This window comes from Turicibacter sp. KK003, assembly GCF_037014675.1.
GTDB classification, from domain to species: domain Bacteria; phylum Bacillota_I; class Bacilli_A; order MOL361; family Turicibacteraceae; genus Turicibacter; species Turicibacter faecis.
Genome location: NZ_CP142738.1, coordinates 2281582 through 2297626 on the forward strand (window position 1 = coordinate 2281582; position 16045 = coordinate 2297626).

Annotated in this window: 18 protein-coding genes; 4 read left to right on the top strand and 14 right to left on the bottom strand. The window is 35.8% G+C overall.

The window, feature by feature from the left end:
- The first annotated feature begins 200 nt into the window (after nt 1-200).
- Complete coding sequence (locus VXM77_RS11090) at nt 201-1136, top strand: aldo/keto reductase (protein WP_161830998.1); 936 nt, start codon at nt 201-203, stop codon at nt 1134-1136.
- A 528-nt stretch (nt 1137-1664) separates the two neighbouring features.
- Here VXM77_RS11090 and VXM77_RS11095 read toward each other — a convergent pair.
- The 4 genes from VXM77_RS11095 to VXM77_RS11110 form a co-directional block, all read right to left on the bottom strand.
- Entirely contained in the window at nt 1665-2129 is a 465-nt protein-coding gene (locus tag VXM77_RS11095) for a hypothetical protein (protein WP_161830996.1), read from the bottom strand.
- Nucleotides 2130-2383: 254 nt separating this feature from the next.
- On the bottom strand, nt 2384-2527 hold the full coding sequence (locus VXM77_RS11100; RefSeq protein ID WP_338506359.1) for a hypothetical protein: 144 nt from the start codon (nt 2525-2527) through the stop codon (nt 2384-2386).
- Nucleotides 2528-2862: 335 nt separating this feature from the next.
- Entirely contained in the window at nt 2863-3819 is a 957-nt protein-coding gene (locus VXM77_RS11105; RefSeq protein ID WP_161830994.1) for a patatin-like phospholipase family protein, read from the bottom strand.
- Between the two features lie 41 nt (nt 3820-3860).
- Nucleotides 3861-4529 carry a TIGR01906 family membrane protein gene (locus tag VXM77_RS11110; RefSeq protein WP_161830993.1) on the bottom strand — a complete coding sequence of 223 codons (669 nt, stop codon included), beginning with the start codon at nt 4527-4529 and terminating at the stop codon, nt 3861-3863.
- 461 nt (nt 4530-4990) lie between these two features.
- Between VXM77_RS11110 and VXM77_RS11115 the strand changes: the two genes are divergently transcribed.
- Nucleotides 4991-5596, top strand: coding sequence for a class I SAM-dependent methyltransferase (locus VXM77_RS11115; RefSeq protein WP_338506360.1), 606 nt, complete (start codon nt 4991-4993; stop codon nt 5594-5596).
- 25 nt (nt 5597-5621) lie between these two features.
- Here the strand turns inward: VXM77_RS11115 and VXM77_RS11120 are convergent, their stop codons facing one another.
- The gene (locus tag VXM77_RS11120) at nt 5622-6413 is read right to left on the bottom strand and encodes an alpha/beta fold hydrolase (RefSeq protein ID WP_161830991.1); all 792 of its coding nucleotides are present in this window, start codon (nt 6411-6413) and stop codon (nt 5622-5624) included.
- 195 nt (nt 6414-6608) lie between these two features.
- On the opposite strand from VXM77_RS11120, the gene VXM77_RS11125 reads away from it, so the two are divergent.
- Complete coding sequence (locus VXM77_RS11125; RefSeq protein WP_262953854.1) at nt 6609-7592, top strand: hypothetical protein; 984 nt, start codon at nt 6609-6611, stop codon at nt 7590-7592.
- 29 nt (nt 7593-7621) lie between these two features.
- Here VXM77_RS11125 and VXM77_RS11130 read toward each other — a convergent pair whose 3' ends face one another.
- From VXM77_RS11130 to VXM77_RS11150, 5 genes are all read right to left on the bottom strand, one after another.
- Nucleotides 7622-8563, bottom strand: coding sequence for a serine hydrolase (locus VXM77_RS11130; protein ID WP_338506362.1), 942 nt, complete (start codon nt 8561-8563; stop codon nt 7622-7624).
- Between the two features lie 493 nt (nt 8564-9056).
- Nucleotides 9057-9308 (bottom strand): hypothetical protein, encoded by a 252-nt coding sequence (locus tag VXM77_RS11135; RefSeq protein ID WP_161830988.1) that lies wholly within the window; start codon nt 9306-9308, stop codon nt 9057-9059.
- A gap of 29 nt (nt 9309-9337) precedes the next feature.
- Nucleotides 9338-9589 (bottom strand): hypothetical protein, encoded by a 252-nt coding sequence (locus VXM77_RS11140; protein WP_161830987.1) that lies wholly within the window; start codon nt 9587-9589, stop codon nt 9338-9340.
- A 101-nt stretch (nt 9590-9690) separates the two neighbouring features.
- Entirely contained in the window at nt 9691-10341 is a 651-nt protein-coding gene (locus tag VXM77_RS11145; protein WP_161830986.1) for an HD domain-containing protein, read from the bottom strand.
- A 15-nt stretch (nt 10342-10356) separates the two neighbouring features.
- Nucleotides 10357-10590: a hypothetical protein gene (locus VXM77_RS11150; RefSeq protein ID WP_161830985.1), complete on the bottom strand. Its 234-nt coding sequence runs from the start codon at nt 10588-10590 to the stop codon at nt 10357-10359.
- Nucleotides 10591-10847: 257 nt separating this feature from the next.
- Between VXM77_RS11150 and VXM77_RS11155 the strand changes: the two genes are divergently transcribed.
- A complete protein-coding gene (locus tag VXM77_RS11155; protein ID WP_202618689.1) occupies nt 10848-11633 on the top strand; it encodes a 5'-methylthioadenosine/adenosylhomocysteine nucleosidase in 786 nt (261 codons plus the stop codon).
- Between the two features lie 474 nt (nt 11634-12107).
- Here the strand turns inward: VXM77_RS11155 and VXM77_RS11160 are convergent, their stop codons facing one another.
- From VXM77_RS11160 to VXM77_RS11175, 4 genes are all read right to left on the bottom strand, one after another.
- The gene (locus VXM77_RS11160; protein ID WP_338506363.1) at nt 12108-12509 is read right to left on the bottom strand and encodes a DUF3888 domain-containing protein; all 402 of its coding nucleotides are present in this window, start codon (nt 12507-12509) and stop codon (nt 12108-12110) included.
- A gap of 560 nt (nt 12510-13069) precedes the next feature.
- Nucleotides 13070-14197 carry a HAMP domain-containing sensor histidine kinase gene (locus VXM77_RS11165; protein ID WP_262951151.1) on the bottom strand — a complete coding sequence of 376 codons (1128 nt, stop codon included), beginning with the start codon at nt 14195-14197 and terminating at the stop codon, nt 13070-13072.
- Nucleotides 14187-14885: a VanR-ABDEGLN family response regulator transcription factor gene (gene vanR, locus VXM77_RS11170; protein ID WP_161830982.1), complete on the bottom strand. Its 699-nt coding sequence runs from the start codon at nt 14883-14885 to the stop codon at nt 14187-14189. The genes VXM77_RS11165 and vanR overlap by 11 nt, the downstream gene beginning before the upstream one ends.
- A gap of 95 nt (nt 14886-14980) precedes the next feature.
- On the bottom strand, nt 14981-16024 hold the full coding sequence (locus tag VXM77_RS11175; RefSeq protein ID WP_161830981.1) for a serine hydrolase: 1044 nt from the start codon (nt 16022-16024) through the stop codon (nt 14981-14983).
- Nucleotides 16025-16045: the final 21 nt, after the last annotated feature.

Genomic DNA, 16045 nt, shown 5'->3' on the forward strand with positions numbered 1-16045 from the left:
TACGATAACCATAAAAGCGAACCCTTCACACGGTTCGCTTTTATACAGTGCATCGCTTAGCGCTAACAATGCGCACCTCTTGTTTTTCTTAAGGAACTTCTCAAAATTTAAACAATAGGAACCCTTTTTTTCCCTGATGTCTAGACTCATCGTTAAAGTCATGACATAATTTTAACGATATCGCCTAAAGGAGTGAAGTTATGAAACGAATTCAAATTAAAGATACGACCTTATCCTTATGTCCAATTGGCTTTGGAACCGCAAATGCCGGAATTGCTTGGGATAATGAAGAGGCCTTTAAAATGCTAGATTTATATGTGGAACTAGGTGGAAATGTCATCGATACTGCCCGTATTTATAGCGATTGGGTTGCTGGGGAAATTGGCCGTTCTGAACGTGTCATCGGTGATTGGTTAAAACATCGAGGACATCATGAGGATTTAGTTATCATTTCAAAGGGAGGTCATCCCCCACTAAACGAAATGAACACGAGCAGACTCAGTAAAGAAGAGATGACCTACGACTTAAATAAAAGTTTAGAGGCCCTCGGAATTGACTGCTTGGACATTTATTTTTACCACCGTGATGATCTAAATCGTCCTGTTGCCGAACTCATCGAAACGATGCAGGACTTTGTTCGTGCCGGAAAAATAAAATATTACGGTTGTTCAAACTGGACAACTGCGCGAATAAAAGAGGCCATGGACTATTGTAAAGAAAAAGGGTACCGCGGATTCGTTGCTAATCAAGCACTTTATAATGTAGCTTCTAACACGATGGCACCTTATCCCGATGAAACAATGGTGACGATGGATGAGGAAATGCTAGCCTTCCACAAGGAATCCAACGTGTTAGCTATGCCTTATTTTAGTTTATGTAGCGGATTCTTTACAAAGCTTAACAATGGCGTTGATGTGAGTCAAAGCCCATACTATACAGAAGAGAATCTTCGTCTTGCTCATCACTTAAATCATTTAGCAACAAAGTATGACGCAACGCTATCACAAATCATCATGGGTTATTTAACGACGCAAACACTGCCAATGTGTGCATTGGCCGGCGCAAGTCGCCCTGAGCAGTTAATGGATTTTATGAAAACTCTCGATTTGCCTATCGATGCCAAAGATTACTATTAAACTTTTCTAGGGCAAGCAATTTTAAACTAGGGAGGATTCCATGGACGATTTAACTGGTAAAATAAGTTTATTTTTGAAGATTCGAAAGGTGATGGTCTATTCTAGCCTTTTACTCGGTTTATTTCTAATTATTTTCTTAAAGGCACACTTGGGTTTAGCCACGCTGTTGCTTCTGATTAATGGATTCTCTCTTTGTTATGATCTTTTGACGGATAGGAAAAAGGAGCGGTTAATTAAAACCTGTCATCGCTTGCGTGAGACTAGTGGTCGCTCTAAGGCTTACCTCTTCTTAGGAATTACCCTACTCTTCGTCCTATTCATTAAACTTATCTTTCCTATTATTCTGATCATCTACACTTAACTTTTTAACACTATTTATCATTAGAGGTATGATTTTAATATTTTAGGACAATATAATAAACGGCTATCTATAGTCTTATATGCTAAGTAATTCTAACTTTTAGCCTTCTTTCTACTTCCTAAACAAAAAGAAAGCCACGATGGATTCCCCTTCGTGGCTTTCGTCATTTATAAATAAATTACCATAAGTACCGAAATAACAATATTTAAAATCAACACCAAGTGATCGGTTAAATACCCAATCATAAAATAACTCGCTTTTTCTTTTCCGGCAATTAACTGTTCTAAGGCAAAATCACCAATTAAGTGAAACATCGATAATAAAAAACAGGCCATTGTCACCCCAGGACGTTGATAAATAAAGGCCCCAATCACAGGATGGAAGACCAATGCCATTCCCATTAATCGAACAATCCGATTAATCAGTGCGCTAACATCTACAACAATCCCCGCTTCCTGATACGTCTCCGTCGCTACCTGAACAATATCAGTATTTAATTCCGCAATCCCCGATTTTACTCCCTCTACATATCTTTTATATGAGATTAATCGCTCACGTCTAATAATCGATCGAATACTCCTAATTGTTAGAAAAATAAAACTAAATAAAACAGCCGCCTTTACAATAAACATAGCTTTCCTACTTTCTCCCCAAGTGGTCAAATTTCGACATTACCTCTCTATCATAAAAAAATAATCCGAGATAATCAAGTCTAACGAACGAGATTCTTAATATTTCTTCTCTCCCTCCTTATATCTTATGATAAAGTCCTTAAATCATTAAAAAATTTAAGATAAAAACGATGACAATCCTGCCATCGCTTCAAAATAGACCTAAGGGGAAAAAGAATGAGACGATTACCTAAACCTTATCCATCCCCATTAGCTTAACCGATTTCCCCTTGATATTCCACAAACTTATAGAGAAGATAAGCGGGCAATCCATATTTAAACCCCGCTTTTACAATAGCGCCGGATAGCTTCAATATAAGGAGTAAAAATATAATTAAACACGTTAAGGTTAACATCATAACCTTCCTCCTACCCATTAATATAAGGACTTTTAGCAATACCGAAAAGACTCCCGCCCAACGTTAAAAGCTATTTTTTTATCAAACCCATTTACATATAAACAAAACCACCCTTCATCCTTTATAGACCTAATTCCAACACCCATCAGATGATGATACAACTAGACCTGTTAACCCTGTCAAAAAAGTATCGGTTCTGTTATCACTGGCCCCATCTTTGATTCTCGGCATCTTCCAAGTAAGCCATTGAATACAGGGCGTGTTATCACATATGCCATCCGTTGTGCATGGTATATAGACTTATATAGTTTATGTTCATGAATAAAAAATGGTCTTTACTTTTGGTATTTTTTTAAAAATTGTTCGTTCCATTTAGCGTGTTGTCTAATATATGGCGTAATGTCTTTTCCCTTTAAAAGGGCAATCAACATCGGGGAAAGAGTTACTAATGTATCCCGATAACCCATTTGAATCTTTTCTGTAATTGATGCCTGATTAAAGTTTAGAGTTCCTGATCCATTGATTAATTCTAATGAGTTAGAGGGATAAATCTCAATCAAGCGGGCATGTGGATAAAGTCGTCGGTCGACTTTATCCGTATAAGTTAAGTGGACTACAATAATTAAATCTAAATCATGATTTTTTAACGGGGCAATGGGGACATTATCCGCATTAGCCCGACTGTATCGAGGATTATTAATCCCCCCATCAGCATACTGCTTTCCTTTAAACGTGATTGATGGAAAAATATACGGAACCGCACATGAGCCGAGTGTAATATCAATGACCTCTTCTTCACTATACTCGTTTAATTTAAAATATTCTGGATAACCATCTGTCACGTTATATGCGCAACAATAAACCTCTATCTTCGTTTGATTTAGTGTCCCAACGTCTACAAACTCCTGAATGTAATCACGGATACCTTTTTGCGAGATTAATCCTAACTCACTTAACTCAAGACCGGAAGCTTTAGTGAAATCACCGGTATGCGTTGTAAATCGTTTAATCAGGTCACTCAGATAACTAAGTTTAATGGAGTCCGATTTAGTAACGATTTTCGAATACGAGAGTGATCGCCAGCTACGTTCGATCAAATCCTTATCTTTCATGCATAAGCAAAGGGCATTCAATGTACCAATTGAAACGCCGGATACGACATCGATATTATTAATTAAGTCTAGATCCCACAATGCGCGTATGACTCCTGCTTGGTAGGCCCCTTTAGCCCCTCCACCTGCTAATACTAAACCAACTTTCAAGTTAAATAGCTTTCGTCCACGAAATATCATCGTATCCCTCCTAGTTCACATCCATAGATGATGAAAAAAGTCTAACGAGCAGCTAGACTTTTCTTTCCTTTATAATAAACATACTTAATATATCCACAAATAGCGAATAAGCTCATAATAATAATGATGCTAATAATCATAAATAGTTGCTCAGGTAACGCTAAGATAACAGGATCTGTTCGATAATCAAACATCCAATAATTATTATTAAAAAAGAGTTTATGAAACACAGTGAATGTTCCCGAAAAATTGATAGTAATAAAGAAGATTAAAATTCCAAACGTTAAGAAGGTTAAATTAGCCCCTCGATTAAACGTCGATAAAATACATTTATCCTTATGATGATGTCGTGTGACAAGAAATACCCCAAATGCTAGAATAAATAACAGAACAATCACGTATAACACAAGAAAGATATGCTTAACTTCCGCAAAGTGTATCATTCCCGCCTCACTCATTGAAAAATCCGGTAACTGTAACATCCCACGTGAAGGGCTTTGTAAATAGGAAATCATACTTTTATAATTGAGCATTAGTTTTTCCTCTGATAACCCAGTTATCGTTGTTAATTGGTACCGATTAATCACATATCGATAAATTGGAGTACAATTTAGTACAATTAATACCACCGTTGAAACGAGCGCTAAAAAAAACCAAATGGCGCCTACTCCCTCTACAACGACTTCTTTAATTGACTTACGCTTTAACATCTCTTAACTCTCCCTTTAAATAATATTATTTCATCATACAAAATAGCTTCTTTAAATAAGGTAAATGACTTTCACCCCTGATGAAACGGATTCAGTTGTTTGATTAGGATGATAGAAGAACGGTCTAATTAGACAATAAACTATTCAAAGCTTTATTCAACGCCACATCGACCTCTTGTTGCCATTATCTTACCACCATTACGGGGCTAAGTCTATAGACTGATTCAAACGAATACTCCTCCTCCATCCTGGCGTTTGATACCACATTCTATTCACTCTGTCCTAAAATTATGCCCCATTTTTTATAAAATAAAACAACAAATTCTCTCCCCAACAGTCACTAAGCTGAAGGGGCCACTGTCAATTAATGATGATAAGTAATCTCCTCTAAAAACTTCTAAAACAACTGAAATGTGATAGAATAGTACTATTACGAAAATTTTTAAAGGGAGTGATAAAGTTTGAATTTCAATCAGGTTGAAGAAAAAACAGAGACAGATATCTGTAAAAAACGCGTACATGCGATTAGTCAAGAAATTGAAAGCTATATCGGTCATGGTCCACTTGAAGTCATGGAATTCGGATGTCAAACAGGTCTAATCTCCTTAAATCTACAACACAAAATCGCATCAGGACTCATGGTGGATAGCTCAAAACAAGACATAGAAGTCTTCGAGAACACACTTAAAGCACATCATATTAGTCATATTAAAACATTTACGGGAGATATTCTAACGTCTAACTTCGATCAAACCTTTGACGTTATTTACGCCGCCATGGTGATGAGTCCTATCAAAGACGTCCAACCTATCATCAATAAGTTAGCGAGTTATTTAAAAAAACATGGAAAACTCATTATTGTCGATTTACTTCGTGATAACGGAGCCTTTTACTCTGAAGAACCAAATTTTGAAGGACATCATGGATTTAAAATTAATGAAATGGTGACTCATTTAACAGATGCCGGACTAAAAGACGTTCTCGGACGTAAGTTTTATTCGGGATACAAGCCATTAAAACATAAAAACCATCCTTATAGCCTATTTAGTATCGTTGGGGTAAAATAAATCAAAAAAAAGATGACCACCTAAGTCATCTTTTTTTATTATGTTGTTGTTGACACTTAGTAATAAAAGCTAAGATTGCCTCTTCTAATTGTGTCCCCTCATCATTTCGATAGTAGAAATGCCCCGATTCGCATAATTCAAGCAGTTCGTAATCATGTCCTCTCAATTTATTCTTTAAAATTTTTGTGGTTTTACCGCGGACAAATTCGTCCTGTTGACAGTGAATAAAAAGCAAAGGTTGTCTCACCGAAGGAAGCTCTCTTTTCGTTTCGTACATTAAATGAAATAAATCCAAATACCTTGGAATCCAATGAAGATAATCGCCCCACGATCCCTTCGAAATACTCCATGCCCGATAACTGGCCAAAACGTAATCATCCTCTTGACTATATCGCCCGGTTAAAACCTTTAATGAACAAATAAACCCTTTTAAATTGACCTTTACTGCTAAAGGGGTTGCTAAACAAACGACACCAATAATCGAGGGATGCTTACGACAAGCAAGTAATGAAAGCAAAGTCCCCATTGAATGTCCGACCAAAATAATTTGTGGATATCTTTTTGAAATCGCCTCAATTTGACAATCGACATAACGGACCCATTGACGACGATGACTTTTCGCAAACTGTCTCGCACTTCCTCCATGACCTGGGAGTAAAAGACCAAATGAGGAAACCCCTAAGTCTAAAATTTTCTCAGATAATCCATGAAATTGATACGGACCTTCTAAAATTCCGTGGATAAAAATAACGGCCGTTTTAGCGCCTGCAATTTCACATGAAAATGGTTGATGCGCAACTTCCTTTTTTAAATTCATAATATCATTCCCTATCTTATAGTACTCTTATTCTTACAATATTTCTCAATTTTTATTCGAGCGTTTAACACTTTTAATGAGAATAAGTGCCTCCTATTTAGGACAAGCTATAGATAAACAAAAATTTATCCGTTAGATGAAGACTCCTAATTTTCTTACCCAACATAAATGACAACTAATAATGAGGAATATTTCATGAAAAAACAACGACTTTCTTTGCTATTCATACTCGGTTTTCTTTACCTTATCCTTTTTAATTTTGGGCGCCCTCCTGTCCATGCGGCAGATGAAAAGCAGATTTTTTTAAACAAGACGGCTGCGGATTGTCCCTATAAACTCATTCATCATAAACAGGAATTGCTAGTTCCATTCGAATGGTTCATAAAAAATATGGGCGGCACTAACTACTCCTATCACCCAGAAACAAAAACCATTTCTGTTACTGTTGATAATTATCTCAAACAACAAGAATACTTATCCTACCTCAATGGATTGGCCAATGCCTCTTTAGATTACCCTCTTGCAAGTCGACTTCAAGGATTCACCCTATCGCCCTACCCTATTTCTAATGACAGTCCCGCTATTCTTAATCAGACGCCCCTTTACCTTGAAATCCATTCCGGTTCCTTTGCGATTACGTTTACCCTTTACGATTACCAACTGGGCACAGAACAACTGTATGTGGGTGCTAACTGGTTAAACACTTTATTTCTCGCAACCATTGATGAAACAAAATCGGAAGTTCACATTACTTATCCAACCCGTGACATGTTAGACGAAAAAATCACTCATTTCCAACGCGTCCTCTCCCCTTTGACTAAAGAAGAAGCACTTGCTTTGTGGATTCACGGGCTTCAATATCGTAACGGGGGACTTCAATACGTCGCACTTTCTAAACCATTAAGATCTAAGGTCCTATCCTATATTCAAACAAATGGATTCGTAACAGGGGGATCATCTCCATCATTAGAAACAGCCCACGTCGTCTCTGCTACGATGCCTTCTGATGATGAAGTCATCTATACGGTTGAATTTCAGGAACGCCTCGTTTCTAACGAATATGCCCCTCATCCATTAACGCAAATCATTACTATAAAAAAAGAAATCGTTGATTCAAAGGAATTTTGGTTTATCCAAAAAGTTGAAGGGCGTTTAGACTACTATACTATTCTCAATTAGGAAAAAGGGATTGCCAGCTGGTAATCCCTTTACTCATTAAAGAAACGTTCATATAAATTAATCGCATCAGAGATGTTGGTTTGTTCAGTTCTTGGACCTCCTGGTGCCCCCGCAGTAACTAAAATATACTCAGACTCACCATCTGACGCTAAACTCGCAAGACAAAGGCCCGCCTCTTCTGTATATCCCGTCTTCCCACCTAAAAATTGACCGCCCCTAAAGGTCACATCATTTAATTTAGCGAACATTCGACTCGCCATGAATAGACCTGAAGGGTGATTGGTTGTGGATGGCATTTCATACTGAATAGCGGTAAAAATCTGTTTAAATCGTTCATTCGAAAGCGCGTCATTTAATAAAATGGCGAGATCCTTCGCTGTTGTATAATGTCCTTTGTCATGAAGTCCTGTCACGTTTTCAAAATGGGTCTGATTCATTCCAAGTTCTCGTGCTTTTTGATTCATCAATGCAACAAAATTATCCACAGAACCCGAAATATTCTGTGCTAAACTTTCTGCCGCCTCTGCCCCTGATGAAAGCATGGTTCCGTACAGTAAATCGATCGCACGAACAGTCTCTCCTGGGAAAAATCCAGCAAGCGCCGCCCCCGACTCATATAAATTTGTAAAATCAGAAATAACAGTCATCTCTTCCTCTTCTAATTGCTCAATGGCCACTAACACAGTCATGATCTTAGTTAAAGATGCCGGATACATCTTTTGGTTTGCTTTTCGTTGGTATAAGACACGTCCGGTTTCTCGGTTCACAAGCAAAGCATATCGACTCTGAATATTCCATGAAGAATCGTCCACGGGTTGATAGTCATTAAGATCAAAAACAGGTTGTTGATTTGAGTGTCGTTGGAGAGATAAACTCTCTTGTGGATCAAATATTCCTTGTCCAAAATGAAATAGTAATCCCATTAAAGTGATTAAAACAATCCCTCTTAAAAAAATTTTTGCTCGTTTCATTTTTTCACGCCCTCTCATAAATGATGTATTTGAAAACAGAGATACGGGTTTCCATCCATTGAATCAACCCATTCTGTTATCTCCTCATTCTCTACTCCGGTCCAACCCTTATTTCCGGATACCTTTATTTAACCATCATTGATGAGAAAGTTGTTTAACGGCGTCTTTCAAAAACCTTACGAATTTCTTACGATCGCATCTACCTTTCGTGATTAACAAATCAAGAAGCGTGAAAAAATATCACAACTTGCGATAATCTTTTTCAACACACATGCCTAATAACAGGCATAAAAAAAGACACCAACTCATGTCGTGCCCCTTTCATCCATCAACTAGTATAAACATCTATCTTTCGCCTATGTTAAGATCAGCTTAATCACCTCTTTAACATCCCTTAACACACATAACCCTGACCCAAAACATTAAAGGCTCATTAATATTTTTCACTCCTTTGACTCCTTTATCTAATATCCGCTTTCCTAAGTCGTCTCACTTAATAACTTTCACTTAACTTCTTCTGAGTAATACCTCTAATTCCCTTAAACTCCCAATCTTTAAGGATTAAATAATGTCCCAATATTCTATATTCAACATGAAGATACGACAACAGATAAGATAGATTAAAAAATAAATCACCAAAAATAACTTTTTCATTATCTTGAAAAGCTTTTTTCCCCACAAGAGTATCATCACCAAGATGAGGAAGTAATTTAAATGAACCTACTACAACAATAATGAATAACATTAAAACTATTAAAATCTCCCTAACTTTTTTTACTTATCCCTCTTAAAATTCTTCGAACAAAATAATACATAAAATAAAATAATAGAAATAATAATGATATCGACTAAACTTCTCTTCACTCTCATTTCCTCAAAACAAAAGTCATAAAACCCCATCCTTTGTATAGGAATCGCATAAAGAAAGCATATAAAAAGAACGACTAAAATAAAGTAATCTTTATCTGTTTTTATTTTACTTATTTTTATGAAGAAAAAAAGTTTATCGTCTTCCTTTTGTTTCATTTCCTTCCTCCTATCTTTTGATATTTTAGGATCCACTTAACCCCTTATTTTTTCACAAGGTATAAAATAACCTCTCTTATTTAATTTTAAAACATATTTTTTTATTTAATGTCCCAGGCTCGTTGATTCAGTTTGACATGGTAGTTTAGATTTAGTTTTGTTGAAAAAGATTTAATCGCCTGAAAGACTTTCTTAGAGAAATAGAATTTTTCAAAAGATTCTTTATTAAAGTCTGGTTGTGTGATGAAATGGACATAGAGTGCCCCATTAATAATGGATACATCGATACTATCGATGTATTGGATTTCATTTAATCCATCAATCTGATAACCTGCTGGAGCAAGACGTTGGTTTGTAATATCAAGTTTATCTGCAAGAATGAGAACAAGTGTCATGAGATTATTACATTCAAAACCATTACTATGTTCTTTAATCGCATCAAGAATAAGTTTTTCATGTCTTAAATTTAAACGGTGATGCTTAAAATAATTTTTAGCATATTCGTAACTCCGTTGAGCGTGATCTGCTTTCCCATCTAGACTACCAATGTCATGTAAGAGAGCCGCTACTTTAACTTCTTCAATGAAAAATTCATCTTGATTTAAATGACGAAGTAATTGTTCCGTTAAATTCGCTACATTTTTAACATGTGTAAGATTATGATATGCCCAACCTCCGGTCTCTACTTCCATTTTTTCTATTTCATGATAAATCGCTACAATTTCTGAATCATTTAAAATTTGCTCTACCATTTTAAGTCCCCTTTATCAATAAAATTTTTTCTTCATCCCATCATGAACCATTATTTTAATGTCCTCGGTGCTACCTTCAATGAAGTCATCAAAATCTGAAAGATTTACTTTATCTTTTAATTTAGAATTAACCTTATATTTAATCACATTTTCATGATGATTTACGATGCTCACCGTTTCAACGGCCGACAAAAGTTCTTCTTCAGCAAATACCATAAATAGAATTAAAATCATCAACCTTTTTTTCATTTAGTTCCCTTTTAATATCCTAATATTACCACACCCTATCTATGCGTTCTATCATTATTTACATATAAGGTGTAAAAAACCTTTTTTTATTAAATTTCTTCCTTATTAAAGGATTTTTATCGATAAAAAACAAAAATCGACTAACTATCTTGTAGAAAAATGTATATTTTTGATTGATGAAATGCATAAACCATGTTATAAATAAATGGCAATGAGTGAGGACAATTGTCAATTTATAACTAAAGGAGTTTTACAACATGAAAAAATCATTAATAACTTTATGTGCTATTGCGGTTATCGCACTAACAGCAATGGTTGGATGCTCAAATTCATCAGCAAAGGATGTGCAGCCGTTAGGGATTATCGGAGCAATGGAGGAAGAAGTAGAAATAATTAAATCAAAAATGAATGTTCAAGAGACTGTTGAAATCGCCAATATGACGTTTTATCGTGGAACAATTGATGGGAAAGAAATCGTATTAGTGCGTTCAGGAGTTGGTAAAGTCAATATGGCTGCTTGTACACAACTTTTAATCGATCAATTTAATGTGGAGGCCCTAATTAATTCTGGTGTTGCCGGAACACTAAATCCTGAATTAAATCAAGGTGATATCGTTCTATCAACTGCAGCAGTACAACATGATTTTGATACAACAGCGGTTGGTGGAAAATTAGGTGAAATTGATCGTTTAGGGATCGACTTTTTCCCAGCAAGTCAAGAACTCTTAGCAACTGCAAAGAAAGCGGCCAGCACTCTAACTGACATTTCAGTCGTAGAAGGAGACGTCGCATCAGGTGACCAATTCGTTGCTGGTGGTGAAACAGCACAGAAAATTAAAGATCATTTCGGTGAAGTTTCGGCCGTAGAAATGGAAGGTGCAGCAATGGCACAGGTTGCCTACTTAAACGAAATTCCCTACCTCATCATTCGTTCAATTTCTGATAAAGCTGACGGTGGGGCCGACTTATCCTATGAAGAATTTTTACCTTTAGCAGCGAAAAACTCAAGTGAGTTTGTCTTAAAACTCATCGAACTTTACTAATCCAACTCCCCTCTTCTAAATACAGAAGAGGGATTTTTTATTTAATCCCTCCCACTCCATGCCCCCTTCACTTTATAAAATTTCCAAATTGTGATAGACTATTATTCGTAAGCAGATAGGTAGGGGTACTTTATGAATAACACAGTTAAAAAAACACTAATTGTTTTAGTAACAATTTTAGGGGTATTCTTTGTTCTTTTTCTTGGGGTCGTTTTACTTTATAACCTTTTATTCCTTCCATAATAATATTAAGTTGTATTAGACAAAAATATTAATCATAGACAGATAGATGTTGATAGCTAAAATGGACGCGTAAATACGCGTTCATTTATATAAAAAAGAGATGTACATTTTAGTACACCTCCCTTTGAGCGATTTTAATGATTAATTTATTAACTTAATGACATTGAAAAAAGTTCTACATTTTTTCTTATACTACAAGATAGACTAGAGATATGTGCACATATCCCTAGTCTATCTTTCATTTAAATAATGTTCATAACTTATTTCTTTTACTATTGTTGGATCAAAACTTATGATGTCGTATACTGCAACATTAGTATCAAAAGGTGGGTTATGAGCTCCAGTAAATGTTTCAAATTCTATCGTTACTCTATACAAATAGGGTTCGGGATAATATCCACGTTCAATGTTTATGATTCTATAATCCCAAGATGTTCTTTTATTCTCTCCATAAACATTGTTTACTGATTTTTCAATGGATTTGTAAAGAATTCTTTCTACCATTAATTGATATTCTGATATTTGTTCTTCATAAGATAAGGAATTAAATGAAGTTGAATTATCATTTGCAAAAATATTACTTGGAAATTTATTATGTATTTTTAAATCAATAAGTATGGTTAAAAATAACATTAAAATTATTGTAATTCCATATTTTTTTTGACATAGTTTAACCCCGTTTTGATTAGATTTTAAGATGTTATTATTTATTTTTAGTATAGGTTACTATAAATCCTTATAAAGCTATTATCTCATCTAGGACATCTATTTATACCGATAACTCGAATGTAAGGCCTATAAAAAATGAAGATTTTGTTCTGGTAGGGTCATTCATCATTATGAATAGCAATAAAAATTTCATTGGGGATAAGTGATTTCTCTAATGGAATTCCTTATATTTTTTTAGGGAGAGATTTATACGATTTTATAATAGGAAAATAATAATAATAATATATATCTGTCATGAAAGGAATCTTATGAATCAGCATTTAATCAAATTAATGCAGAAAATGTTTTTGGTTTAAAAGATGGCGAATTTGTTAATCAAGTGCGGGCTCTAGTTTAATAGTAGCCCTCACTTTCTTTATTAAAATCCTGGAACTTTAATTCCCCATAAAAATTAATAACTAAGTGCTTAATACCCATACTAAAAACCCCCTCTTGCTATCCACACGTAACAAGAAGGGGTTTCTTTATTTAGAATAAGGAAGCTTAATAGTGAAGATCGTTCCCGCTTCACTACTTTCGACTTCAATAGTTCCTTTATGAGCAACGACAATTTCTTTAGCAATGGCTAATCCAAGTCCCGATCCCCCAGTTTGGGAGGTTCTTGAAGTATCTAAACGATAAAATTTTTCAAAGATCGTTTCTAGTTTGTGTTTAGGAATCGTCTTTCCTTGATTCTTAAAGGTCAATGTAACTTCCGCTACCGTTTTAAAAATATGAAGTTCAATGATCGATTGGGGATAACTATAAGCAACGGCATTTTTCAATAGGTTATTAAACACCCGCACTAACTTATCCACATCTCCATAAAATTCAACTTCTTCTTCATACATAAGATTAATCTTTAAGTTCTTTTCTAGCAAAAGAGGATAAAACTCATCCACTAATTGTTCCATCATAAAGGTTAAATTAAATGTCTCTTTTTCAAGGACGACTTCGTGAATATTAAAGCGAGTAATCTCGAAAAATTCATTAATTAATGTTTCCAAACGATAAGATTTATCTAAACAAATCCCCGTATACTTCTGCCTAAAGGTGCTCGGTAATTCTTGAGATTCCTCAAGTAAACTCAAATATCCAATAATAGAAGTTAACGGAGTCTTAATATCATGAGCCAAATACATGACCAAATCATTTTTACGCTGTTCACTCTCTCGGGCCACTCGTTCGCGATGTTTAAGAACGCGCTTCACCTCGTTTAACTCAGTTGCCATAAACTCGAGACCATCACTCATGACAATCGGCTCATCTGATTCATCTAATAATTTGTGCACCGCTTGGGCCATTTCTTGGTAATAGCGCGTTAACCTCATCCCCATCACATAAAGAGCCCCGCCAAGTAACAATAAAAAAGCTCCACCTAAAATCATCGGCTTATTGTAGACAAAGATTTTAAGATAAATCTGACGTGCCGCATAATAATCTAGCCCCATCCAATTTTGAAGCCACGTCACAAATCCTTCAGCAAACCATGATTCCAAGACACCATCCACAAATAAATGTAAAAATATCGCGCCCAAAATGACACTCATCACAATGAGACCAATCGCCTCTAAAAGCAACTTCCGTTTTAACTTTTTAAAATTATCCTTCAATTTTATAACCTACTCCCCATACCGTCTTAATCAGCTTAGGTTTCCCGGGTGGCTCATGCAACTTCTCACGAAGGCGCCGTATATGGACCATCACCGTATTATTCTCGTTTTTAAAATACTTATCCTTCCAAACCGCCTGAAACAACTGCTCCGAACTTACCACGCATCCACGGTTCTGACATAAATACCATAAAATCGAAAATTCTGTTGGGGTAAGAGAAATAGGCTGATTATTCAAAAAACATTGATGAGTTTGATAATTGATCGATAATCCCGCAATATCAATCACCTCTTCATTTTTTAAGACAGTGATTTCATGATACTGAGTCAGACGTCTCATCTGAGCTTTCACGCGTGCCACAATTTCTAATGGATTAAAAGGCTTCGTCACATAATCATCCGCTCCTAGTGTTAATCCCGTTATCTTATCCATATCTTCGTTTCGCGCCGTTAACATAATAATCGGAAACTTATAATGTTCGCGAATTTTTGAGCAAATCGTAAATCCATCCATATCAGGTAACATTAAATCTAAGATTGCCAAATCATAGGTGTTCTCTTGGAGTGAGTCCAATGCATCTTTCCCATTAGGAAATAAAAAACACGAGAATCCTTCATTTCTTAAATAAAGCGCCAACAACTCCAAAATTTCTGGTTCGTCATCCACAATTAAAATTCGTTTATTCATTCCATTCTACTCCATTATCATTAAATTCTACCTTTATTATATACCAATTTAATTAGTTTGAACTAAAAAAGGAAGATTCTATCTTCCTTCTTCCTCTATTTCGCAATCAAGTACTGGGCACCACTTTGTAAATCTTCAATCAAAACTTCCTCTGACTCCTCATCATTTAAAAAATAATCATAGGCAGTTAAGGCATCTAATACATGATATTGTGGCGTATATGAATTTCCATTGGCATGGGTCGTTACAAGCGCATATTCGTTCTCCCCATCTGTTGCATAACTTGCAAGACAAAGGGCCGCTTCATGTGTATAACCTGTTTTCCCACCAAGAACCTGACCGCCCTCGAAGTTTGGATCTCCCATGCGATCAAACATTCGGCTCGTAAAAATTAATGGTTCCCCATTACTACCCGCGACGCTTGCTTGGTACGATGGTGCTGAAAAAATTTCACGAAACTCATCATTTGATAAGGCTACTTTTTCTAAAATCGCTAAATCCCATGGCGTGGAGTAATGATTATCATCATGAAGACCAACGACATTCGTAAAATGAGTATCTTTCATGCCTAAACGTTGGGCCTTCTCGTTCATCAGTTCAACAAACCCTTCCTCCGAACCTGCCACAACTTTAGCTAACATCTGTGCCGCATCGGCCCCTGAGGGTAGCATGACACCGTATAATAAATCATCATAACTTACCGATTGTCCATTATAAAAGCCAGCAATGGCTGCCCCCTCATCGGCTAATATTGCAAAATCAACGTCCATCACAATATCAACATCCATTCGATGTTCCAGTCCCACAAGAACCGTCATCATTTTCGTCAATGAAGCTGGATACGTTCGTTCATGTGCCCGTTTTTCATAAATAACCTCATTCGTTGTTAAATTAACAAGCAGTGCATAATCGCTCCTTAAAGGAACATCAACATCTGTCTCCATTAAGGCATGACGATCATTAAACCCGAATCCATACTTGATAATATCTACTACCTCTTGCCGATTCGTTTGATAAAAATCTTTATACGTCAAATGAAACTCCATTTGCTCTTTATCTATCGCTAACGCATGGAATCCCCCACTTAACGCTAATCCTAATACTAGAACTCCCGATGTTATCTTTCCTAATTTCCACATAAAAAAATCAACTCCTCTTAT